15 protein-coding genes are annotated in these 22,199 nt (G+C 71.4%); 10 read left to right on the top strand and 5 right to left on the bottom strand.

Annotation, left to right across the window (positions count from 1 at the left end; translation table 11 throughout):
* Positions 1 to 26 precede the first annotated feature (26 nt).
* Both SA2016_RS07405 and SA2016_RS07400 read right to left on the bottom strand, forming a co-directional pair.
* Positions 27 to 518: a hypothetical protein gene (locus tag SA2016_RS07405; protein WP_066497018.1), complete on the bottom strand. Its 492-nt coding sequence runs from the start codon at positions 516 to 518 to the stop codon at positions 27 to 29.
* 181 nt (positions 519 to 699) lie between these two features.
* Positions 700 to 1,767 (bottom strand): LacI family DNA-binding transcriptional regulator, encoded by a 1,068-nt coding sequence (locus SA2016_RS07400; RefSeq protein WP_229710847.1) that lies wholly within the window; start codon positions 1,765 to 1,767, stop codon positions 700 to 702.
* Positions 1,768 to 2,008: 241 nt separating this feature from the next.
* Between SA2016_RS07400 and deoC the strand changes: the two genes are divergently transcribed.
* The 3 genes from deoC (at position 2,009) to SA2016_RS22190 (ending at position 4,118) form a co-directional block, all read left to right on the top strand.
* The gene (gene deoC, locus SA2016_RS07395) at positions 2,009 to 2,707 is read left to right on the top strand and encodes a deoxyribose-phosphate aldolase (RefSeq protein WP_066497016.1); all 699 of its coding nucleotides are present in this window, start codon (positions 2,009 to 2,011) and stop codon (positions 2,705 to 2,707) included.
* Positions 2,708 to 2,727: 20 nt separating this feature from the next.
* The gene (locus SA2016_RS07390; protein WP_066497014.1) at positions 2,728 to 2,961 is read left to right on the top strand and encodes a hypothetical protein; all 234 of its coding nucleotides are present in this window, start codon (positions 2,728 to 2,730) and stop codon (positions 2,959 to 2,961) included.
* A gap of 215 nt (positions 2,962 to 3,176) precedes the next feature.
* Positions 3,177 to 4,118: an endonuclease domain-containing protein gene (locus SA2016_RS22190; protein ID WP_066497012.1), complete on the top strand. Its 942-nt coding sequence runs from the start codon at positions 3,177 to 3,179 to the stop codon at positions 4,116 to 4,118.
* Positions 4,119 to 4,210: 92 nt separating this feature from the next.
* Here the strand turns inward: SA2016_RS22190 and mfd are convergent, their stop codons facing one another.
* Complete coding sequence (gene mfd / locus SA2016_RS07380; RefSeq protein WP_229710846.1) at positions 4,211 to 7,933, bottom strand: transcription-repair coupling factor; 3,723 nt, start codon at positions 7,931 to 7,933, stop codon at positions 4,211 to 4,213.
* 158 nt (positions 7,934 to 8,091) lie between these two features.
* Between mfd and SA2016_RS07375 the strand changes: the two genes are divergently transcribed.
* The 7 genes from SA2016_RS07375 (at position 8,092) to SA2016_RS07345 (ending at position 19,178) form a co-directional block, all read left to right on the top strand.
* The gene (locus SA2016_RS07375) at positions 8,092 to 8,565 is read left to right on the top strand and encodes a VanZ family protein (RefSeq protein WP_169803058.1); all 474 of its coding nucleotides are present in this window, start codon (positions 8,092 to 8,094) and stop codon (positions 8,563 to 8,565) included.
* Positions 8,566 to 8,650: 85 nt separating this feature from the next.
* Positions 8,651 to 9,154 (top strand): DUF2505 domain-containing protein, encoded by a 504-nt coding sequence (locus tag SA2016_RS07370; RefSeq protein WP_066497008.1) that lies wholly within the window; start codon positions 8,651 to 8,653, stop codon positions 9,152 to 9,154.
* Entirely contained in the window at positions 9,154 to 9,375 is a 222-nt protein-coding gene (locus tag SA2016_RS07365) for an SCO4848 family membrane protein (RefSeq protein ID WP_066497007.1), read from the top strand. The genes SA2016_RS07370 and SA2016_RS07365 overlap by 1 nt, the downstream gene beginning before the upstream one ends.
* Before the next feature lie 212 nt (positions 9,376 to 9,587).
* Positions 9,588 to 10,922 carry a Na+/H+ antiporter NhaA gene (gene nhaA / locus SA2016_RS07360; RefSeq protein WP_066497006.1) on the top strand — a complete coding sequence of 445 codons (1,335 nt, stop codon included), beginning with the start codon at positions 9,588 to 9,590 and terminating at the stop codon, positions 10,920 to 10,922.
* Between the two features lie 221 nt (positions 10,923 to 11,143).
* Positions 11,144 to 11,746, top strand: coding sequence for an acyltransferase (locus SA2016_RS07355; RefSeq protein ID WP_066497004.1), 603 nt, complete (start codon positions 11,144 to 11,146; stop codon positions 11,744 to 11,746).
* Positions 11,743 to 14,403 carry a WecB/TagA/CpsF family glycosyltransferase gene (locus SA2016_RS20820; protein WP_169803057.1) on the top strand — a complete coding sequence of 887 codons (2,661 nt, stop codon included), beginning with the start codon at positions 11,743 to 11,745 and terminating at the stop codon, positions 14,401 to 14,403. The genes SA2016_RS07355 and SA2016_RS20820 overlap by 4 nt, the downstream gene beginning before the upstream one ends.
* A 44-nt stretch (positions 14,404 to 14,447) precedes the next feature.
* Positions 14,448 to 19,178 carry a DUF4082 domain-containing protein gene (locus tag SA2016_RS07345; RefSeq protein ID WP_257125855.1) on the top strand — a complete coding sequence of 1,577 codons (4,731 nt, stop codon included), beginning with the start codon at positions 14,448 to 14,450 and terminating at the stop codon, positions 19,176 to 19,178.
* A gap of 390 nt (positions 19,179 to 19,568) precedes the next feature.
* Here the strand turns inward: SA2016_RS07345 and SA2016_RS07340 are convergent, their stop codons facing one another.
* Positions 19,569 to 20,870: a hypothetical protein gene (locus SA2016_RS07340; protein ID WP_066497001.1), complete on the bottom strand. Its 1,302-nt coding sequence runs from the start codon at positions 20,868 to 20,870 to the stop codon at positions 19,569 to 19,571.
* Entirely contained in the window at positions 20,870 to 22,198 is a 1,329-nt protein-coding gene (locus SA2016_RS07335; RefSeq protein ID WP_066496999.1) for an O-antigen ligase family protein, read from the bottom strand. The genes SA2016_RS07340 and SA2016_RS07335 overlap by 1 nt, the downstream gene beginning before the upstream one ends.
* Position 22,199 lies beyond the last annotated feature (1 nt).

Genomic DNA, 22,199 nt, shown 5'->3' with positions numbered 1-22,199 from the left:
CGGGTCGCGGATGCGGCTGGTGCCGCTCAGGCGAGGGCAAGCGCCAGAGCAGGAGGGACAGGCGAAAGCATGAGTCCGCCGGCAGTCGAGGCTGCTCGGATGGCGGCAGCCTTGTCCGAGGCGTTCAGGAACGCCGCAGCCTGTGGCTTGTCGAAGAAGAGTCCGAGGCTGCAGCGGCCATAGTGTCCCTGGACCCAGGCGACCGCCTCCGACGAGATGCCGGCCAAGTCAACGGAAGGTTCCAGGCCATCCGGGTCCACAGTGCCCACCGCTGCGAGACAGCCTGATCCATCCGCCGTGACGACCAGGCTCGCCCACAGGGTTCCGTCGTGGACGACGCCCACGACCGCCGAGGAGTTCCGGGGTACGAACGCCTCCACGCCTTTGGCAAGATCGTTGCCCGGGCTTTGGGCCGCGGACAGCAGCTGGCTTGCGTGGGCCCACTGCCCAGCGTCGACCTGGCCCACGCCGACGTTGGATGGGAGCCCTAGGGACTGGACCGACTTGTCGGCTTTCACCGTGGCTCCTCCTCTTCGTTGAGATTCCCGTGAACGTTCACGGTCCTACTATCGTGAACGTTCACGGTCGCATGTGTCAAGCATCACTTGGAACTTGCCAACGGATTCCCCTAACGCGGGGTGGGCCCAGACGCCCGGCCCCCGCCTGCGGAGGAGGGCCAGGAGCTCGTCGCTCTGGTTTCTATAGGGCTTGAGGGCTGGTCTGGCGAAGACGCGCTGGGATGGCGCTCGCCCTCACGACGAGGGTCGGGACACTCGGGGTCCTGTCGACCTCGCGCCCCTCGACGGCCCCCAAGAGCACGTCGATGCTGGCCTGCGCGAGCGCCGGGAAGTCCTGTCGCACGGTTGTCAGCGGCGGAAGGAAATAGTCTGAGCCTTCGACGTCGTCGAAGCCGACAATGCTCACATCCTCTGGAACGCGGACGCCGTTCTCCGCGAAGGCCCGGATGAGGCCGAGCGCCGTATGGTCGCTCACGGCGAAGATCGCCTGCGGCACTCTTCCCTCTGAGACCAGGCGCAGGCCAGTCTCGTAGGCGAACTTGGGGCTCCAGTCGCCCTCCACGCACAGCCCGGGTTCCAGGCCGGCGTCTCGCATCGCCGCCTCCCAGCCGCGCTTGCGGACGCGGCCGTCGAACCACTCCATCGACCCCGCAATATGAGCGATGTCCGTGTGGCCGAGGTCGATGAGGTGTTGGGTCGCCATGCGGGCGCCCAGTTCTTGGTTCTCTGAGTAGGTGAAGACGTTCGGCGTGGACGAGGCCCCGGCGGCGATCATCTCGACCGGCACCCGGAAGTCGGCATTCCACACGGCAGCAGCCATGGCGAGGCGTGGCGCGATGACGATGATGCCGTCGACACCCACGTCGTCCAAGGCATTGAGCGCCTTCGGCACGCTCTCCTCGTAGGGCTCTTCAACGGTCACAACCGTCGATGCGTAGCCGTTCTGCCGGGCGAGGCTCTCAAGTGCCATGAGAGTGCCCACCGGTCCGAAGCGAGGAGAGCCGTCCGTAAGGATCCCGATGACCGTCGAGCGACTGGTGACGAGCGCGGTGGCCGTCCGATTGCGCCGGTAGCCGACCTCCTTGATCACGCCGAGCACCCGATCCCGGGTCGCCGCACTCACGTCCGGGGCGTTGTTGATGACTCGGGAGACGGTCTGATACGAGACACCGGCGATCTTGGCGACATCATTGATACTGGGCTTCCGCCGTCGTGGGAGACCCGCTGAATGCCCTAGTTCCTGTGCCAACAGCCCCTCCTCGCCAACGACGCACCACTAAGGGAAAGCCTGTCAACCCTCCAACTAGACGCTAGCAGAGCAATGCCGTGCCAGCGCCAACGCGCGGGGTGCTCGTTCTAGTCGGCTTCCCCCGCTCACTGCTCCCAACCTCAGGCCACCTTCTGCTTCATGCTGCACGGCCGGAGAGCCCGCGCCGAGTGCCAGTAGCCGATGTGCCAGTATGGGATGACCCAAGCGAAAGGACGCCGACGTGTCTTCCGAGCCCGCACTGACTCCCGCGGACCTTGCCGGCTACATCGACCACACCTTGCTCAAGCCGGAGGCCAGCGAGGCGGACATCCTCACCCTGTGCAGCGAGGCCGTGAAGTACGGGTTCAAGTCGGTGTGCGTGAACCCGCTCTGGGTCAAGACGGCGACGCGGGCGCTGCGCGGCTCGGGCGTGCTCACGTGCGCCGTGGCCGGCTTCCCGCTCGGGGCGACCCCCACGGACGTGAAGGTCTTCGAGGCGCGCGGCGCCACGCTGGACGGCGCGGACGAGGTCGACATGGTCATCAACATCGCTGCCGCGCGGGCGAACGACCGCGGCACCCTCGTCGACGACATCCAGGCGGTCGCCGAGGCCGTGCACGGCAGCTCCTCGATCCTCAAGGTCATCATCGAGACCTCGCTCCTGACCGATGCGCAGAAGGTCCTCGCGTGCGAGGCCGCCGTCGAGGCCGGGGCGGACTTCGTGAAGACCTCCACGGGCTTCAACGGGGGCGGAGCCACCGTCGAGGACATCGCGCTCATGCGCGCCACGGTGGGCCCGGACCTCGGCGTCAAGGCGTCCGGCGGGGTGCGGACCGCGGACGACGCCCGGGCTATGATTGCAGCAGGCGCCACCCGGATCGGAGCCAGCTCCGGGGTGGCCATCGTCACCGGCGGCACCAGCGGCGCCGGCGGCTACTAGACGCAGCGCACAGGAGAGACATGTCTGACGACGACCAGTACAACCGCCCGCTCGAGCCGAACCCGCTCGGCGGCAGCATCATCCTCTTCGTGATCTTCATGGTCCTCTTCCTCCTGGGCCTGTACCTCGTGCAGTTCCTCGACTTCACGAACGTCTGGCCCATGGCGGCCCTCATCTTCCTGTTCGCTGCGGCGTTCGGGATCCCGATGACGTTCATGGCCAAGAACACCACGGGCGAGCAGCACCGCCGCTGACCCCGCCCCGCCTACCCCCCCCGTTTCGGGTACGCATCTCGTCGCCCTATCGGCATTTCGGGTACGCATCTCGTCGTCCCCTCGCCGTTCCGGGTACACGCTCTGCCCGCCTGCCGCTCCGAGGAGCACCGCAGGCGGGCAGCTGTCTGTACCCGAAACGAAAGGCCTGTGGATAACTCAGGAGGCATCGCCGTCGTCCGTGGCTCAATGGTGAGGTGACGAACAGCACAGGCTCCGCTGACCGGCTCCCCACGGCCTCCTTCACCCTGCTCGACGGGCTCGAGTCGGAGCTCGGGCCGGGCAGGGTGCGCGGCGGCGGCATCATCATCCCGAGCCGCGGCATCCGCAGGCCGCTCGACGCCCGCGAGGACCTTCTGAGCCGGGCGGCCCCCTACACGCGGCTGCACGAGTCCACCTCCGTCAGCCACCTGACGGCTTCCCTCCTCCACGGCATCCCCCTGCCCGCGTGGGCCCAGGACACGTCCCAGATCGATCTCGCCCGGTCCGGCGGCCCGGAGGAGCGGCTCGGCCAGCCCCGGCGCTTCGAGGTGCGCGGGCACCGCGTCCGCCTCGGTGCCGACGACGTGATGATGCTCGGCGGCACGAGGGTCACCACGGCTGAGCGGACCTGGCTCGACCTGTGCGGGGTCCGTCAGCTGACCATGGACGACGTCATCGTTGCCGGCGAGCACCTGGTCTCGGAACACCAGCGCGGGATCCATCCGCGCACAGCGATCGTCACGCTCGCCCAATTGCGCGCCTATGTTGGCGGCAAGCGCCGGGTCCCCGGCCTCGGGAGGGCGCGGATCGCCCTCGAGCTCATGGCCGTGGGAGCCGATTCGCCGCAGGAGACGCGGATCCGGCTCATGCTCGAGCGCGCGGGCCTGCCGCCTTTCAAACCCAACTGCGTCGTCGTGGACCCCTGGGGCAAGGTCCTGTGGGTCGATCTGGGCAACGCCCGCTACCGCGTGGCCATCGAGTACGACGGCGAGCACCACCTTGACCCCGAGCAGCAGCAATGGGACCGCAGCCGCAACCGGAGGACCGTGGCGGCCGGCTGGGCGCAGGTGATCCTCACCCGGGAGGACCTCGTCAGAGGCGAGGCGCACATCGTCAGCCGCGTCGTCGCCGCCCTGACGTCACAGGGCTGGCGCTGACGGCGGCTCGGCGGCTCGTACCCGAAACCGCGGAAACCCGACGAGATGCGTACCCGAAACGGGGGGGTCTGCGGGGCGGGGTGGGCGGGTCTTCAGGGGGTGGTCGAGGGGGCCGGGGCGAAGATGGCCTCCACCACCTGGTCCGCCCAGGCGAGGATCTCCCCGTCGGCGAGGTCGGCACCGCCGATGGGGGCGGTCTTGGGCTTGGGGATGAGCACGGCGTTGAGCGCCGGCTTGTACTGGGCCCCCTTGTACATCCGGGTCAGGCGCATCTGCTTGGACTCGGGCAGGTCGGCGGGCGCGAAGCGCACCATGTTCCCCTGGAGCGCCACGTCGGTCAGGCCCGCCGCGCGGGCCCGCACCCGGAACCGTGCCACGGCCGCGAGGTTCTGCACCGGGGCGGGCGGCTCGCCGTACCGGTCCGTGAGCTCCTCCATGACCTCGTTGATGCCGGCGTCGTCCGTCGCGGCAGCGAGCTTGCGGTAGGCCTCCAGGCGGAGCCGCTCCCCCGGCACGTAGTCGTGCGGGAGGTGCGCGTTCACCGGGAGCTCGATCTTCATCTCGGCGGCCTTCTCCTCGCCCTCCCCGCGGAAGTCCGCGACGGCCTCGCCGACGAGCCGGATGTAGAGGTCGAACCCCACGCCCTGGATGTGCCCGGACTGCTCGCCGCCGAGGAGGTTGCCGGCGCCGCGGATCTCGAGGTCCTTCATGGCCAGCTGCATGCCGGCGCCCAGCTCGTTGTGCGCCGCGACCGCCTTGAGCCGCTCGAGGGCGACCTCGCCGAGGGGCTTCTCCGCCGGGTACAGGAAGTACGCGTACGCGCGCTCGCGCCCGCGGCCCACCCGGCCGCGCAGCTGGTGCAGCTGGGAGAGGCCATAGGAGTCGGCGCGGTCGATGATGAGCGTGTTCGCGTTGGAGATGTCGAGGCCGGTTTCGATGATGGTGGTGCACACGAGCACGTCGAAGCGCTTCTCCCAGAAGTCCACGATGATCTTCTCGAGCCGGGACTCGGACATCTGTCCATGGGCCACCTCGACGCGCGCCTCGGGCACGAGCTCGCGGATCGCGGCGGCCGTCTTGTCGATCGAGGAGACGCGGTTGTGCACGAAGAACACCTGGCCCTCGCGCATGAGCTCGCGGCGGATGGCGGCGGAGACCTGCTTGTCCGTGTACGGGCCCACGTAGGTCAGGACGGGGTGGCGCTCCTCGGGCGGCGTGGCGAGCGTGGAGGTCTCGCGGATGCCGGTGAGGGACATCTCGAGCGTGCGCGGGATGGGCGTCGCGGACATCGCGAGGACGTCCACGTTGGTGCGCATCTTCTTGAGCTCCTCCTTGTGCTCGACGCCGAAGCGCTGCTCCTCGTCGATGATCACCAGGCCCAGGTCCTTGAACTGGACCTCCTTGGACAGGAGCCGGTGCGTGCCGATGACCACGTCGACCGAGCCGTTCTTGAGCCCCTCGAGCGTCTCCTTGGACTCCGTGCCGGTCTGGAAGCGCGAGAGCGCCCGCACGCGGACCGGGAAGCCCGAGAACCGCTCCGAGAACGTCTCGTAGTGCTGCTGGGCGAGCAGGGTGGTCGGCACGAGCACGGCCACCTGCTTGCCGTCCTGGACCGCCTTGAACGCGGCCCGGACGGCGATCTCGGTCTTGCCGTAGCCGACGTCGCCGGAGACCAGGCGGTCCATGGGGACCTCGCGCTCCATGTCCGCCTTGACCTCGTTGATCGTGGTGAGCTGGTCCGGCGTCTCGACGTAGGGGAACGCCTCCTCGAGCTCGCGCTGCCAGGGGGTGTCGGGCCCGAACGCGTGCCCCTTGGACGCCATGCGGGCCGAGTAGAGCCGGATGAGCTCCCCGGCGATCTCCTTGACCGCCTTCTTGGCCTTGGACTTGGTCGAGGCCCAGTCGGCCCCGCCCATCTTCGACAGCGACGGCGTGTCCCCGCCCACGTACCGGGTCACCTGGTCCAGCTGGTCGGTGGGCACGAAGAGCCGGTCCCCCGGCGCGCCGCGCTTGGCCGGCGCGTACTCGAGGACCATGTACTCGCGCGTCGGCGCGGCACCGGCCGCGCCCTGCCCCGCGCTGTGTCCGCCTCCGGCTATCTTGCGCTGCACGAGCTCGACGAACTTCCCGATCCCGTGCTGCTCGTGCACCACGAAGTCCCCCGCGGTGAGCGAGAGGGGGTCGACGGCGTTGCGCCGCCGGGAGGGCATCTTGCGCATGTCGCGGGTCCCCGCCGCGCTCGCCCGCCCGAGGAGGTCCGCCTCGGTGAGGAGCCCGAGCTTGAGCCCGTCGAGCACGAAGCCCTTGCCGGCCGGTGCCTTGGTGATCTCGATGATGCCGGGGTCGGGGGCGCGGTCGAGCCCGTCGATGCGGCTGCACGGGATGTTCGCGTCGTGGAACAGCTCGGCCAGGCGCTGGGCGGGCCCGGGGCCGTCCGTCGCGACGACGATCCGCCACTCGTCCCGCACCCTGCCCCCGATGAACTCCATCATCTCGGCCACGTCGCCCTGGTACCCGCGGGGCTCGCGGGCGGCGATGGTGACCACGTCGATGTCCAGGACCGTCTCCTGGTCCACGCCGAGGGACGTGAGCGACCACCACGTGACGCCGCGCTCCTGGGCGTCGGAGCGGACCTCGCCCAGCGTGGCGAAGCTCGCGTCCTCGAGCCGGCCGGCGTGCTCGCCCGAGTCCTCCCCCGCCTCGGCGAGGGCGACGTCGAGCGGTGCGGCGCCGCCGTCGGACGCGGTGGCCCACGCGGCGGCGAGGAACTCCTCGTTGGTCGCGGCGAGGTCGTGGGCGCGGGCGCGCACCTTCTCCGGCTCCATGACGAGCGCGGCCGACCCGGCCGGGAGCTCCCCGATGAACGGGACCATGCGGTCCACGAGGAGCGGGGCGAGGGACTCCATGCCCTCGACCGCGATCCCGCCGGCGATCTTCTCGAGCATGTCCGCCGCGGCGGGCAGCCGCCCCTTGAGCCTGGCGGCGCGGCCCATGACCGCGGGGGTGATGAGCAGCTCGCGGCAGGGCGGGGCGAACAGCGCGGTGGGGTGGTGGACGGTGGGCCCGCTGAGGGAGCGCTGGTCGGCGACGGCGAACCAGCGCATCTGCTCGACCTCGTCGCCGAAGAACTCGACGCGGACGGGGTGGTCCTCGGTGGGCGGGAAGACGTCGATGATGCCGCCGCGCACGGCGAACTCGCCGCGGTGGCTGACCATGTCGACGCGGGCGTACGCGGCGTCGGCGAGCGCTCGGACCACGTCGTCGAACGGCGCGTCCTGCCCGACGGCGAGGGAGACCGGCTCGAGGTCCCCGAGGCCAGCCACGAGCGGCTGCAGGACCGCGCGCACGGGCGCGACCACGACCCTGAGCTCTCCGGTGGCCCGGCCGCCGCCGTCGGCCGGCGCGGCCGCGGGGTGCGCGAGGCGGCGCAGGACGGCCAACCGCCGCCCCACGGTGTCCGAGCGCGGCGAGAGCCGCTCGTGCGGGAGGGTCTCCCAGCTCGGGAAGAGCGCGACGGACTCGGCCGGGACGTAGGCGCCCAGCGCCGAGACGAGGTCCTCCGCCTCGCGCTCGGTCGCGGTCACGGCGAGCACGACGGCGCCCGGTTCCGGCAGTGCCTCGACCACCTCGGCGACGACCACCGGCCGGAGCCCGGTGGGCGCGACCACCTGGAGGTCCTGGCTGCGGCGGGCCGCCGGCTTGGAGGCGTACTCGCGGAGCCGGGCCACGCTCGCGTCCTCCCCGACGGCACGGCGCAGGCCCTCGAGGATGGGGGCGCCCTCGCGGCTCGCCGGGCGCAGCACGTCAACAGACACTTCTGGCTCCTCACTCGCGCGCTCCGTCAGCGGGCCGCGCGCCACGACAGCACAACAGCCCCGACACTCTGCGAGGCCGGGGGCTGTCCCAGCTTAGCCAATGCGCCGCGCGCGGGCGGGCCGCGTTCGCCCGTAGCATGGGAGGGATGGTCCAGCGCGTGCCCCGAACCCCCTCACTCCGGCCCGGGGTGCGGCGTGCCCTGGCGGCCGCGGCGGTGCTGTACCTGGCCGGGGTGGCCCTCGTGGTCCTGTGGCCCTCGCCCGTGGACCGGCCGGAGGCGGGCACGATCCAGGCCGTCTTCCTGTGGCTGCATGCGCAGGGGCTCCCCCGCTGGCTCGGCTACGCCCAGCTCGAGTGGACGTCCAACGTCGCGTTCTTCGTCCCGTTCGGCTTCTTGGCCGTGCTCCTCGGCGCACGGCCGTGGGCCGCGGTGCTCGCCGGGGTCGCGGCGTCGGCGGCGGCCGAGACCGCGCAGGCGCTGTTCCTGCCCGAGCGGACGGCGTCCCTGATGGACATCCTCGCCAACAGCCTCGGCGCGCTCGTGGGGGCCGCGGTCGCGGTGCTCGTGCAGCGCCGGCAGCCCGCATCCGCGCCGCAGCCCGCGTCCGGGCGCCGCCCCACGGCACCCTAGGATGGTCTTCGGCGCGCGCCCCCGCGTGCCTGTGCCGGGACCGCATTCGTTCCGCCAAACCCCAGCCTCCTACGGAAGGACCCCTGTGGCACTGTCAGCCAGCCAGACCCTCAACTTCCCCGTCGACCGCGTTGCGGCGGTGTTCGCGGACGAGGCGTTCCAGCGCCATGTGAGCGAGCTCGTCGGCGGCCGCCTCGAGTCGTTCGCGGTCGACGGCGACGTCGCCGGCGCCTTCACGGCCACGGTCGTGCGCCAGCTGCCCACGCAGCGCCTGCCCGAGATCGCCCGCAAGGTCGTCGGCGAGTACGTCAACGTCACCCAGACCGAGGTCTGGGGCGCGCCCGAGGCCGACGGCTCCCGCCAGGCCGACATCAAGGTCAAGGTTGCCGGCGCGCCGGTGGACGTCGCGGCCGTTCAGCGCCTCGCGGCCGACGGCGGCGCGACCCGCATCGAGCTCAACGGCACCGTGAGCTCCTCGGTGCCCCTCCTGGGCGGCAAGATCGCCTCCGCCGCCGAGCCGATGGTCGGCAAGGCGCTCAACCTCCAGGCGACGCAGGCCGAGGCCTGGCTGGCCGGCGAGATCAACTGATGCAGCTGCCGGTCGCCCTCTCCTGGGTGCTCATCGTGGCCGGCGTGTGGAACCTCGTGGTGTGGCCGCAGTTCCTCCGCCGGATCATGAAGGATCCGCGGGCCAAGGATGAGCAGGGCCGGGCCACCCGGTTCATGACCGTCCACCTGCTGCTCGTGTCCATCTCGGTGACGCTCGGCGTGGCGGTTGCCGTGATCGGGATCAGGACGCTCTTCTCCTGAGCCTCCTGGCCGTTCCGGGGCGGGGGACGCCCGGGACGGCGGGGCACAGAGCGCACGACGGCGCCCCGGCCGCCCGCTGCTGCGGGTGGCCGGGGCGCCGTTCTGCTTCCCGGACCCCGGTCCCCCTAGAATGGATGAAGGTGTGCCGGGAAGTCTGGTCGGCGTGAGACAGTCCTCCCCGCGAGGAGACCCCCGACCGATGGGATGAATCCGTGCCGCAGCCCGCCCCGCGCCGTCGTCCGCTGGCCTCCACCCTCAGCCGCGGAACCTACCCCGAGTACCGCCGCATCGCCGAGATCCTCCGCAAGGAGACGGTGGGCGGCGCGCTGCTGCTGCTCGCGACCGTGGCGGCGCTCGTGTGGGCCAACTCCCCCGCCGGGCCGGCCTACACCGCCCTGCGCGACGCGCGGCTCGGCTACGCACCGTGGCACCTCGAGCTCAGCGTCGGTTCGTGGGCGGCCGACGGCCTGCTCGCCCTGTTCTTCTTCGTCGCCGGGCTCGAGCTCAAGCGCGAGTTCGTGGCCGGCGACCTGCGCCGGCCCTCCGCGGCGCTCGTGCCCGTGGTCGCGGCATTCGGCGGGGTCGCGGTGCCGGCGCTCGTCTACGTGGGCGTCAACCTCGCCGCGGGCTCCGACGGGCTGAAGGGATGGGCGATCCCGACGGCGACCGATATCGCCTTCGCCCTCGCGGTCCTGGCCGTGATCAGCACCCACCTGCCCGCGGCGCTGCGCACCTTCCTGCTGACCCTGGCCGTGGTGGACGACCTGCTCGCGATCGCCATCATCGCCTTCTTCTACTCCTCCGACCTGGCGCCCGCCTACCTGCTGCTAGCCCTGGTGCCGCTCTCCGCGTTCGGAGTCCTCGTCCAGCTCCGCGTCCGCGCCTGGTACCTGCTCGTCCCGCTCGCGCTCGCGACGTGGGCCCTCGTGCACGCCTCCGGCATCCATGCGACGGTCGCCGGCGTGCTCCTGGCCTTCACCGTGCCCGTGCTGCGCAGCGCGAAGAACGGCGGCCCCGAGGCGGGCCCGGGCCTCGCGGAGATCTTCGAGCACCGGCTCCGGCCCCTCTCGGCCGGGGTGGCGGTGCCCGTCTTCGCCTTCTTCTCCGCGGGCGTGGCCATCGGCGGGTGGGACGGCCTCGTCTCCGCGCTGCAGGATCCGGTGGCGCTCGGCATCGCCGCGGCCCTCGTGGCGGGCAAGGCCGCCGGGGTGTTCTCCGCCACCTGGCTCGTGGCCAAGAGCCAGCACGCCGATCTCGACTCGGACCTCGCGTGGATCGACCTCGCGGGCCTGGCGCTGCTCACGGGGGTGGGCTTCACCGTCTCCCTGCTCATCTCCGAGCTCTCCTTCGGCCCCGCCTCCCCGCACGGCGAGCACGCCAAGGCCGCGATCCTCGCCGGGTCGGTGACGGCGGCGCTGCTCGCCGCCGTCGTGCTCCGTGCCCGCAACCGGCACTACCGGCGCGTGGAGGCCGCCGAGTCGGTCGCGACCGGCGACGCGGACGGCGACGGCATCCCGGACGCGTTCGAGCGGGGCACCGCGGGCTGACCCGTCCCGGTACGCAGACGCAGAAGGCGCTGTACTCGGTACTACTTGCCCGGCGCCCCGGAGCATACGCGCACGGCGGACGCCCGCCGTGCTGCACCACCTGATTCCGGCCCGGCCGATCCTCGATTCCCCTCCCCTCGCTTGTCCCCCTGTTCCCCGCCTGACGACCGTGGTGCCACCTGCACATACGGAACGCATCACGCGTGGGGACGGAGGCCTGCATGGATCGGATCGACGCAACGGCGGTGGTCGAGGACGGCGCGCAGATCGGGTCCGCGACCACCCTCTGGCAGTACGCGCACGTGCGGGCCGGCGCCCGGATCGGCAGCGAGTGCACCGTGGGCCGGGGGGTGTACGTGGGCCCCGGCGCCGTGGTCGGCGACCGCTGCAAACTGCAGAACTACGCGCTCGTGTACGAGCCCGCGGTGCTCGAGGACGGCGCCTTCGTGGGCCCCGGCGCAGTCCTCACGAATGACCTGAACCCGCGGGCCGTCAACCCGGACGGCACGCCCAAGTCGGCCGCCGACTGGGACGCGGTGGGCGTCTGGGTGGGCCGGGGCGCCGCCATCGGCGCCAGGGCGGTGTGCGTGGCGCCGGTGCGGATCGGGGCGTGGGCCACGGTGGCGGCCGGCGCCGTCGTGGTGCGGGACGTGCCGGACTACGCGTTGGTGGCCGGCGTTCCGGCCCGCCGGATCGGCTGGGTGGGCGAGGCGGGCCACCGCCTGAAGGAGGATACGGCCGAGGCCGGGACCGCGTGGGTGTGCCCCGCGACCGGCACCCGGTACACCGAGGACGCCGGGCGGCTGCGGAGGGCCGAGGCGTGAGCGCGCCGGCCAGGGTGCAGCTCGGCGGCACCGCCGTGACTCTCCTCGACGCAGCGGAGGCCGTCGAGGCCATCCTCGGCGGCTGCCGCGGGCGCACCGCGCCCCTCGGCGTCGTCTCGGCGAACCTCGACCACGTCTTCCACTTCGGCGCGGGCGGCCGCTGGCAGCACGCGCTCGAGGCCGCCGACGACGTCGAGTGGCTCACGCTGCTCGACGGGGCGCCGCTCGCCGTCGAGGCCGAGAGGATCACCGGCAGGGCCTGGCCGCGGCTCGCCGGCAGCGACCTGATCGGCCCGCTCCTGGACCGCGCCGCGGCAGACGGGCTGCGCGTCGGCTTCCTCGGCGGCAGCCCCGCGGCACAGGAACTGCTCGCCGCCCGGCTGGCCGAGCGGCGGCCGGGCCTCGCGGTGGCCGGCTTCTGGAGTCCCAGCCGGGAGGAGCTCGGGGACCCGGACTCGGCACGCGCCGCGGCCCTCGCGGTCGCCGCGGCCCGCACCGACGTGCTCGTCGTGGGCCTGGGCAAGCCGCGGCAGGAGCTGTGGATCGCCGAGCATGGCGCGCACACCGGGGCGCGGGCGCTGCTCGCGTTCGGCGCCGTGGTCGACTTCCTGGCCGAGCGCATCCAGCGGGCCCCCGCCTGGGTGGCCGAGCATGGCTTCGAATGGGCGTGGAGGCTCGCCCTCGAGCCGGCCCGCCTCTCCGAGCGGTACCTGGTGCAGGGGCCCGAGGCCTACCTGCGCCTGCGCCGGCACAGTGCCGCGGGAGGCATCGCGCTGTCCGCCGCGGCACGGCGGGAGGCCGCCCGGGCCTCGGCGCGTGCCGCCCACCCTGCTGGCCGGGGCCTGCCCCGGGACGGCGGCGGTGCCCGGCCAGACGCCGAGGGCGCGTTCGTGCGCGACGGCGAGGGCGCCGAGGTCGCGGTCGTCGTCGTGACCTACAACAACGCGGACACGGTGGACGCGCTCGTCGCCTCGCTACGGCGGGAGGCCCGCGCGGTGCGGCTCCGCGTCGTCGTCGCCGACAACTCCCCCGACCGGGCCACGCTCGACGCGCTCGCCCGGCACCCCGACGTCCGCGCCTTCCCCACCGGCGGGAACCTCGGGTACGCGGGCGGGATCAATGCCGCCGTGGCCGCGGCCGGGGACGCCGAGGCGTACCTCGTCCTCAATCCCGACACCGAGGTCTCCCCCGGGGCCGTCGCCGCGCTCCTGGCGAGGCTGCGCGCGAGCGGGGCGGGCGCCGTCGTGCCCCTCCTCATCGACGACGACAGCGCGCCGCACCTCTCGCTGCGGCGGGAGCCCACCGCGGCGCGGATCTGGGGCGATGCCCTCTTCGGGGCGCACTTCGCCGGCCGCCCGCAGTGGTGCGCCGAGACCGACTACGAGCCCGAGAGCTACGCCCACGCGCACACCGTGGACTGGGCCACCGGCGCCGCGATGCTCGTCTCGGCCCATGCCGCGGCGGAGACCGGCCCCTGGGACGAGCGCTACTTCATGTACTCCGAGGAGACGGACTACTGCCATTCCCTCCGCGCGCGCGGCTTCGAGGTCTGGTTCGAGCCGGCGGCCCGGGTGCGGCACTCGGGTGCGGGGTCCGGGACCTCGGGCCCCCTCGCAGCCCTCCTGGCCGTCAACCGCATCCGCTACATGCGCAAGCACCACCCCGGCGCCTCCGCGGCACTCGCCTCCGCCGCCGTCGTCGCCCGGGAGGCGCTGCGCTCGTACGACGGCGGCCACCGCCGCACGCTGGCGGCGCTCCTCCGCCCGCGCCGCTGGGGCGCCCTCGTGCCGCTGGCCGGTCCCGCCGTCGTGCCCGGCCAGCCCCCCGTCCCCGCCGCGCCCGCCGAGCACCCCCGAGGAAGCATCGTGATCCCCGCCCACAACGAGGAGGCGGTGATCGGCCGGACGCTCGAGAGGCTCAGGCCGGCGCTCGCGAGCGGGCGCGTCGAAGTGATCGTGGCGTGCAACGCCTGCACCGACGCGACCGCGGAGGTGGCGCGGGCCTTCGACGGGGTGCGCGTGCTCGAGCTGCCGGAGCCGGGCAAGGGCCGGGCGCTCAACGCCGCGGACGCCGTGGCCACGCAGTGGCCCCGTGTCTACCTGGACGCCGACATCGAGCTCCCGCCGGCGGCGCTGGCCAGCGTGCTGGCCGAGCTGGGACGGGGCCGGTACTTGGCCGGGCGGCCGGGCTTCCGCTATGACGACACGGGGTGCGATCCGCTCGTCGCGGCCTACTACCGGGCCCGCGTGCGGGTCCCGTCGAACCGTGCTGCGCTGTGGGGCGCCGGCTGCTATGCCCTCAGCGAGGCCGGCCACCGCCGGCTCGGTCGCTTCCCCGAGGACGCCGCGGACGACTACTACGTCGATGCCCTGTTCCCCGCCGAAGCGAAGGTCATCCTCGACTGCGAGCCCGTCACTGTACGCCCCCCGCAGACGGCGGGCTCGCTCATCTCCACCCTGCACCGCGTCTACCGTGCCCCCGCCCTCGCCGGCGGGGGCACGCCGGGACGCACCGTCCGCGGACTCCTCGCCTCCGTGCGCGGGCCGCTCTCCGCGGCCGACGCCGCCGTGTACGCGACGTTCGCGCTCGTGGGGCGCAGGATCGGCCCGCTCGCGGGCCCGGCGCCCTGGGAGCGCGACGAGAGCAGCCGGCGATGAGGCGGCGTCAGAGACATCCCTCACCCTTCACCCGAGGAGTCACCGTGGGCACCGCAGCAGGCCGTCCTCATTCGGCCGGATCCACCAGGCCGAAGCGTCGCCCCGCGCGTCGCCTCGCCTCCATCCTCATGCCAGCGCTCCTGGTTGCCGGCATCCTCGTCGCGGCAGCGCCCGCCACGGCGCCGCCGGCCCAGGCCGCGACCAACCCCTGTTCGCCGGTGGTGAGCGCGGTGGCGTGCGAGAACACCCTCGCGGGCGACCCGCAGAGCGACTGGATGATCTCCGGCGCCGGCGACTCCACGATCCAGGGCTACGCCACCCAGATGAGCGTCAATGCGGGTGAAACGGTCCAGTTCAAGGTGAACACCAACGCGAAGGCCTACCGCTTCGACATCCTCCGCCTCGGGTACTACCAGGGCAACGGTGCGCGCAAGGTCGCCGCGAACCTGCTCCCGAGCGCCACGCTCCCGCAGACCCAGCCTTCGTGCCAGACCTTCTCCGACACCGGCCTCGTCGACTGCGGCAACTGGGCCGTCTCCGCCTCGTGGACCGTGCCGTCCAACGCCGTGTCCGGCGTCTACATCGCGCACCTGGTCCGGACCGACACCGGCGGGAGCAGCTGGATCACCTTCGTGGTGCGCAACGACGCCTCTACGAGCCAGATCCTCTTCCAGACCTCCGACGAGACCTGGCAGGCGTACAACACCTATGGGGGCAACAGCCTCTACACCTGCACCGTCGCGTGTCCCCCGGGCAACCCGCAGGCGTACAAGGCCGCCTTCAAGGTCTCGTACAACCGGCCGTTCCACACCGCGCTCGACGACAGCGGGCACTCCTGGATCACCTCGACCGAACTCCCCACGATCCGCTTCATGGAGGCCAACGGGTACGACATGAGCTACATGTCCGGACTGGACACAGCGACGCGGGGATCCCTCCTGCTCAATCACAAGGTGTTCGTCACGTCGGGCCATGACGAATACGTCTCCTTCGATCAGCGGGCCAACATCGAGGCGGCGCGCGACAAGGGCGTGAGCGTCGCCATGTTCTCGGGCAACGAGCTCTTCTGGCGCACGCGCTGGGAACCCAGCCAAGCGGGCCCCACAACGTCCGGCCGCACGCTCGTCTGCTACAAGGACACCCACTTCGACGCGCCGATGGACCCCGTCACCTGGACGGGGACCTACGCGGACCCGCGCTTCGGGACGGCCAATGGCGGCGGCAACGCCCAGAACGCGCTGACGGGCCAGTTCTTCAACGTCAACTCGGGCACCACCGACATCACCGTGCCGGCCCAGTACGCCAAGCTCAGGATCTGGCGGAACACCCCGGTCGCGAGCCTGACCGGGTCGCAGTCCGCCACGCTCGGCGCGGGGCTCGGCACGCTGGGCTACGAGTGGGACCTCGACGCCGACAACGGGTTCCGGCCCGCCGGCCTCTTCGACCTCTCCTCGACCATGTACGGCTCGGCCCAGGTCTTCACTGACTACGGGAGCAACACGGTCAACAATGCCACCGCGACCCACAACTTGACGGAATACCGCGCGCCCAGCGGGGCGCTCGTCTTCGGTGCCGGCACCGTGCAGTGGTCCTGGGGGCTCGACGGCTTCACCACCGGCAAGAGTCCGGACCCGACGATGCAGCAGGCGACGGTCAACCTCTTCGCCGACATGGGCGCCCAGCCTGCCACCCTCATGTCCGGGCTCGTGGCCGCCACCGCTTCGACGGATGCCACGGCGCCCTCGTCGACCATCACGTCTCCCGCTTCCGGGGCGTCCTTCGCTGACGGCACGGCCGTGACCGTGAAGGGTACCGCGAGCGACGCCGGAGGCGGCGTCGTGGCCGGCGTCGAGGTCTCGACCGACGGCGGGACCACCTGGCACCCGGCTACCGGGACCACCAGCTGGACCTATTCCTGGATCGCGCACGGCAGCCCCTCCACCACCCTCCTGAGCCGGGCGGTGGACGACAACGGCAACCTCGAGAAGCCCGGGTCGGGCGCCACGGTGTCGACCACCTGCGCGTGTTCCCTCTTCGGCACCGCCACCAAGCCGGCAGTCGCCGATGCGGGCGACGCAAGCGCTACCGAGGTGGGCGCCATGTTCTACTCCGATGTCGCCGGCACCGTGACGGGAGTCCGCTTCTACAAGGCCAGCACCAACACGGGCACCCACATTGGGAACCTCTGGACGGCCGGCGGGACCAGGCTGGCCAGCGTCACGTTCAGCGGGGAGACCACCTCCGGCTGGCAGTCGGCCACGTTCTCGCAGCCCGTGTCGATCACAGCCGGGACCAAGTACGTCATCTCGTACTACGCGCCCAAGGGCCACTACACGCAGACCACGGGGTACTTCTACAACAACCCGTCGCCGCCGCCTGCAGGGGGCGACTCGGTCGACGCGCCCCCGCTCCACTTCACCCGGAGCCTGCCGGGCAGCCCCAACGGCTTCTACGCCTACAGCTCCTCGTCGACGTTCCCGAACCAGATCTACCAGGCCGAGTACTACTGGGTGGACCCGGTCTTCTCCCCCAGCGCCAACCCTGCGCCCGCGGTCACCCAGACCTCCCCGGCCTCCGGGGCCACCGGCGTCGGCGTCGGGACCGCCCCGACTGCCACCTTCAACCAGTCCGTGACCGCAGCCTCCGTGGCCTTCACCCTCAAGGACTCCACAGGGGCTACGGTAGCCGGCAGCACCGCCCTCAACAGCGCCGGCACGGTGGCGACCTTCACACCGTCGTCCGCCCTGGCCTACAGCACGCAGTACACCGCGACCGTGAGCGGGGCGACGAACTCGACCGGCCAGAGTATGGCGAGCCCCTATTCGTGGAACTTCACGACCGCGGCCCCGCCCCCGGCACCGGCCGTCACCTCGACCTCGCCCACCTCCAATGCGACCGGCGTCGCGGTCGCGGTGACGCCGACCGCGACCTTCAACCAGACCGTCACGGCATCCTCGGTGACGTTCACGGTCAAGGACTCGACCGGTGCGGCCGTCTCCGGCACGACGTCCCTGGACAGCAGCGGAACGGTGGCGACGTTCGCGCCGTCCTCGGCGCTGGCGTACGGCATGACGTACACCGCGACGGTGAGCGGTGCCACCAACTCGACCGGCCAGACGATGACGGCGCCGTACTCGTGGACTTTCACGACCGCTTCGGCCCCGCCGGCCCCGAACGTGTCGTCCACCAACCCGGCGCCCGGGGCGACGGGCGTAGCGGTGACCTCCGTGGTGGCCGCCACCTTCACGCAGGACGTCGCCCCGTCGTCGATCCAGTTCACCCTGAAGGATCCCTCCGGCGCGACCGTCGCGGGATCTCTCAGCTACTCCAGCGCCACCACGACGGCGACATTCACGCCGTCGGCGTCGCTCGCCAACAACGTCCAGTACACGGCAACCGTGAGCGGCGCGACCAACTCGACCGGGCAGACGATGTCGCCCTACAGCTGGAGCTTCACGACGGTGCCCGCCTACAGCTGTCCTTGCACGGTGTTCCCCTCGAGCGCGACGCCGGCCACCGCGAATTCCGGCGACACCAACGGAGTGGAAGTCGGCATGAAGTTCCAGACGAGCACCGGCGGGCAGGTGACGGGCGTGCGCTTCTACAAGGGTTCGCAGAACACCGGTACCCATGTCGGCAACCTGTGGTCCGCCAACGGCACCAATCTCGCCACCGTGACCTTCGTGGCGGAGTCGGCGTCCGGCTGGCAGCAGGCGTACTTCTCCAGCCCCGTCTCGGTCACCGCGAACACCACCTACGTCGTCTCGTACCACGCGCCCGCCGGGAACTACTCCTACACCAGCGGCGGCTTCTCCTCCCAGCAGGGTGCCGCGCCGGTCTTCGGTCTCGCGAGCGGGTCCTCGGGCGGCAACGGCGTGTACGCCTACGGCTCGGGGTCGACCTTCCCCACCGGCACCTACAACGCGACCAACTACTGGGTCGATGCCGTCTTCAATCCGGGGGCCCCGGCGGCCCCCGTCGTGCTCACCACGTCGCCCGCCCAAGGCGCCACCGGTGTTCCTGTGACGTCGGCGGTCTCCGCGACCTTCGACCAGGCCGTTGACACCTCGTCCGCGACCTTCACCGTGACCCCCAGTGGAGGCAGTGCCGTGGGCGGCACCGTCGGGAACCTCTCGGCCACAGGGACCTACACCTTCACGCCGAGCGCAGCCCTCGCTGGCAGCACCACCTACACCGCGACGGTCTCCGGGGTGAAGAGCAGCACCGGCCAGGTCATGCCGTCGCCCTTCAGCTGGAGCTTCACCACCGCGGCAGCCTCGGGGAGCCAGTGTCCCTGCAGCGTCTTCGGCGCCTCGTCGACTCCGGCGACTCCGAACGTCAATGACCCGAACGCGGTGGAGCTCGGCATGCAGTTCACCTCGGACGTGGCGGGCTCGGTGACGGCGATCAAGTTCTACAAGGGTTCGCAGAACAGCGGAACCCATGTGGGGCACCTGTGGTCGGCGGGCGGGACACTCCTCGCTTCCGTGACGTTCAGTGGGGAGAGTGCGGGCGGCTGGCAGACGGCCACCCTGTCGACCCCGGTGGCCATCTCGGCCAACACCACCTACGTGGTGTCCTACTACGCGCCCAATGGCTACTATTCGGCCACCAGCAGCTACTTCACCTCGGCAGCCGATGCCCCACCGCTGCACGGCCTCCAGAGCACGGCGAGCCACCTCAACGGTGTCTACAGCTATGGCTCCTCGGGCTTCCCGACCAGCAGCTACAACGCAGCCAACTACTGGGTGGACGTGGTCTTCACGACACCGTGATCCCGGGGCACGCCATCGGATCGCCCCGCCGCTGACCCGCGGCGGGGCGATCCGCGGTGTCGGCAGGCGTCCGTGGGCCGGAGCAAGCCCGGTCCAGACCCCATCGGACCCATCACCGGTCTGCGTCACCAGGGGGCTTGGCCCTCGATGAGACCAGCGCAACGTCGCCCGGATGGCTGCCCGGGTGGCATCACCGGCTGGGGCGGAACGGCCGGCGCCACATCCCCTGCCATGGAGCGGCAGGCTTCAGGCCCTGGGAGTGCGGGCCGGCGGGACCGACGGCGTCGTGGCCAGGGGACGACGCCGGGCGCGGGACCGCCCCGAGGACGCCCCGTCACCCGGGTGCGCGGTCACCGAGTGCCGGACGACCTGGTACGCAGGGACCAGGCGTCAGATCTGGACGCGGTAGATGTGGAAGGCGGCCTCGTCGTCGAACCCGTCCGAGAAGGCCCCACTCCCGTCCACCGCGATCGTCCGGTGCTCGCCGATGACCTCCGCCGTCCTCCCGCTCACGCCGGAAGGAAGCTGGAATGAGCGGTGCCCAGGCGACGACCCGGCGTCGGCCATGGCGAAGATGTAGACCGAATTCCCGTAGCTCTTGAGCATCGTCCTGAGCCCGGGTCCGAAGGAGTAGGCGAGCGACTGGCTGTTGAGGACGGCGGCCAGGTCCTTGATGAGCGCATTGACCTGTCCCATGGCGGCGACCTGCTGCGCCCCGCAGAAATCGTGCTCCACCTGGGACATCCTGATGATGCTCCCGCCCTGGCAGGGCCCGCTGAGGCTCTGGTTGAAGTACACGATGCCGCGCGCCTCGTTGATGAGGGAGCTCATGACGGCCCCCTGGAGCTGCCGGGGTGTGATGTCCGCCGTGAAGGGCTGGTCGCCGGGCCCCCCGTTCAGGTCTTCGACAAACTGCCAGAGCGGCTGGAGCCTGCCGTCGGCGGCATCCCTCTGCCGCAGCATCTGGAGCGCGGTGCCGTAGCTCGACGCCGATCGGCACTGCTTCTGCGGAATGGGGATGAGGTAGTTCTCGCGGTACGGCACGGAGCCGCAGAAGGGGACCGTGTACCAGTACATGTCGACCGAGGTCACATCGGTGAAGTCGTTGACATAGGCTTCAGCATCCGAGGGCGCCATGTCCTTACTGAGCACTGATTGGGTGTAGTTGGTGTAGGCGAACCTGCCGCCGGTCCTCGCGGCCTGGGAGAGCTGGCGCAGGTGTGCCCTGCCTTCCGCCGGGGAGTACCGTCCGTCGACTTCATCGTCGAGGAAGCCTCCCACCCAGTTCCTGCTCGCTGCGGTGAACGTCCCGTTGAGGGGCGGCCCGATCCAGTACAGCCCGTTGTCTGCGAACAGGCTGTAGGGCGTGGCCGCGTCCATGCCGATGTAGGTGTTGATTCCGACGCTCTTGTCGTACTGCGCCTCGGCGTTGGAGCTGATGCCGTTGTACCAGGCCACGATCGGGAAGAAGGCGGGGTTGGACCATCCGGCCGCGTCCGCCGCTGGGAACTGCTTCCAGTAGTCGGCCCCTCCCTCCCAGGGAATCCTGGGGAGGTCGCGGAGGGAGGGCGCGGCGGCAGTCTCCTGCGCCGGGGAGCTCATCGGTGCCAGGACGACGAGGAGGGCGCACAGGAGCACGGAGATCGACCGGGCGCCCTGCCGCGGATGCCGGCTGCGGTGGTGGACGGCCATCAGGTCCTCCTCAGGTCGGTGGCGGCAGGTGCCGCCGAGGTGGCTGTCGCAGGCTGTGCGGACGGTCCCGCCGAGAGCCGCCAGTAGGCGCCGGCCAGACCGAGCATGAGGAACATGAACGCCGCCGACAGAGGAAAGGAGAGGGCATCGAAGAAGGTGAAGGCGACCGCGGCCGAGGAGATCCCCGCGGCGAGGCCTGCCCCCAGATGCGACTGGAGCGGCAGGTCCGTCCGCCGGCGCCCGCGCCAGCTGAGCACGATCCCCGTCGCGAAGAGGGCGAGGACGACGCCGAGCCCCACCACGCCGAGCTCGACGATGATCCCCAAGTACTGGTTGTCCAGGTACACGTAGGTGGGCAGCAGCGTGCCGAAGCCACGGCCGAAGAAGGGCAGCCGCCCGGCCATGGCGAAGGCAACGTCGGCCCCGTTGACCCGCGAGGCGATGCTCGGGTCCTGGGAGGCGCCGGTGAACATGCCGAGCAGCGTGCCCGCCATGCCGGGTACGGCGATGTAGACCGCGGCCATCATGACGACGCCGCCGAGCCCCGCGTACAGCCGCTGCCGAGGGGTCCACGAGGCGGCGAGGACGATTCCCGCAACGGCGACGGCGATCAGCGCCGACCGCGACACGGACAGAACGGCGGCCGCTCCGATGACCGCCACAGGCAGCCATCGCCTGATGGCCCCTCGTTGGCGGTCGCCCATGGCGAAGGCGACCGCGAGCGGGAGTGTCACGCACAGCACGATCCCGTACTCGAGCGGATGGGACGCCGTGCCCGCAGCCCGGACAAATCCTCCGCGTTGGTCAATGCCGGTGCCGTCCCCGCTCATGCCGGGAACTGAGAACCAGCCCAGGAGCGAGTTCTTGGTCAGGAACTGTCCGAGGCCCAAGAGTGCCATGAGCGTTCCCGTGAGGACCACGCGGCGCAGCACCGTGTACAGGCTCTCCCAGGTCCGCAGGCCATCATGGGCCACCAGGAAGATCCCGCACCAGGCCGCGACGCGCAGCAGTGCAGTGTCGGCCGGGCTCACCTCCGTTCCGGGAAGCCCGCGGAGCATCGCCGACGCATAGCTTGCCGCCACGGTGCAGGCGAAGGCGGCGAGGAGCCAGCGTACGGGCTGGACGGCCGTCTGGGTGCCGAAGGGCCGCTGGAGCGAGTGCCCGAGCCACCACGCGAACATCGCCAGCGCGGCCAGCACGATCGGCCGGCCCAGCGCTCCGATGGCGGTGAAGGTCAGAGACGTGGGCACAGCGCAGAGCAGGAGGAACACCGTCAGCACACTCGTGGCGTCCAGGCGGCGCCGCGCGGAGGGGGTCGCCATCGTCATG

Origin of the sequence: Sinomonas atrocyanea (assembly GCF_001577305.1) — a bacterium.
Classification (GTDB): domain Bacteria; phylum Actinomycetota; class Actinomycetes; order Actinomycetales; family Micrococcaceae; genus Sinomonas; species Sinomonas atrocyanea.
This window is presented reverse-complemented; position numbering and strand designations above follow the sequence as displayed.

Coding starts and splice junctions, on each gene's coding strand:
- SA2016_RS07390 (WP_066497014.1), top strand. CDS start 2,728: ATGTCTGACGACGACCAGTACAACCGCCCGCTCGAGCCGAACCCGCTC.
- SA2016_RS07365 (WP_066497007.1), top strand. CDS start 9,154: ATGCAGCTGCCGGTCGCCCTCTCCTGGGTGCTCATCGTGGCCGGCGTG.
- SA2016_RS07355 (WP_066497004.1), top strand. CDS start 11,144: ATGGATCGGATCGACGCAACGGCGGTGGTCGAGGACGGCGCGCAGATC.
- SA2016_RS07340 (WP_066497001.1), bottom strand. CDS start 20,870: ATGGCCGTCCACCACCGCAGCCGGCATCCGCGGCAGGGCGCCCGGTCG.
- SA2016_RS07335 (WP_066496999.1), bottom strand. CDS start 22,198: ATGACGATGGCGACCCCCTCCGCGCGGCGCCGCCTGGACGCCACGAGT.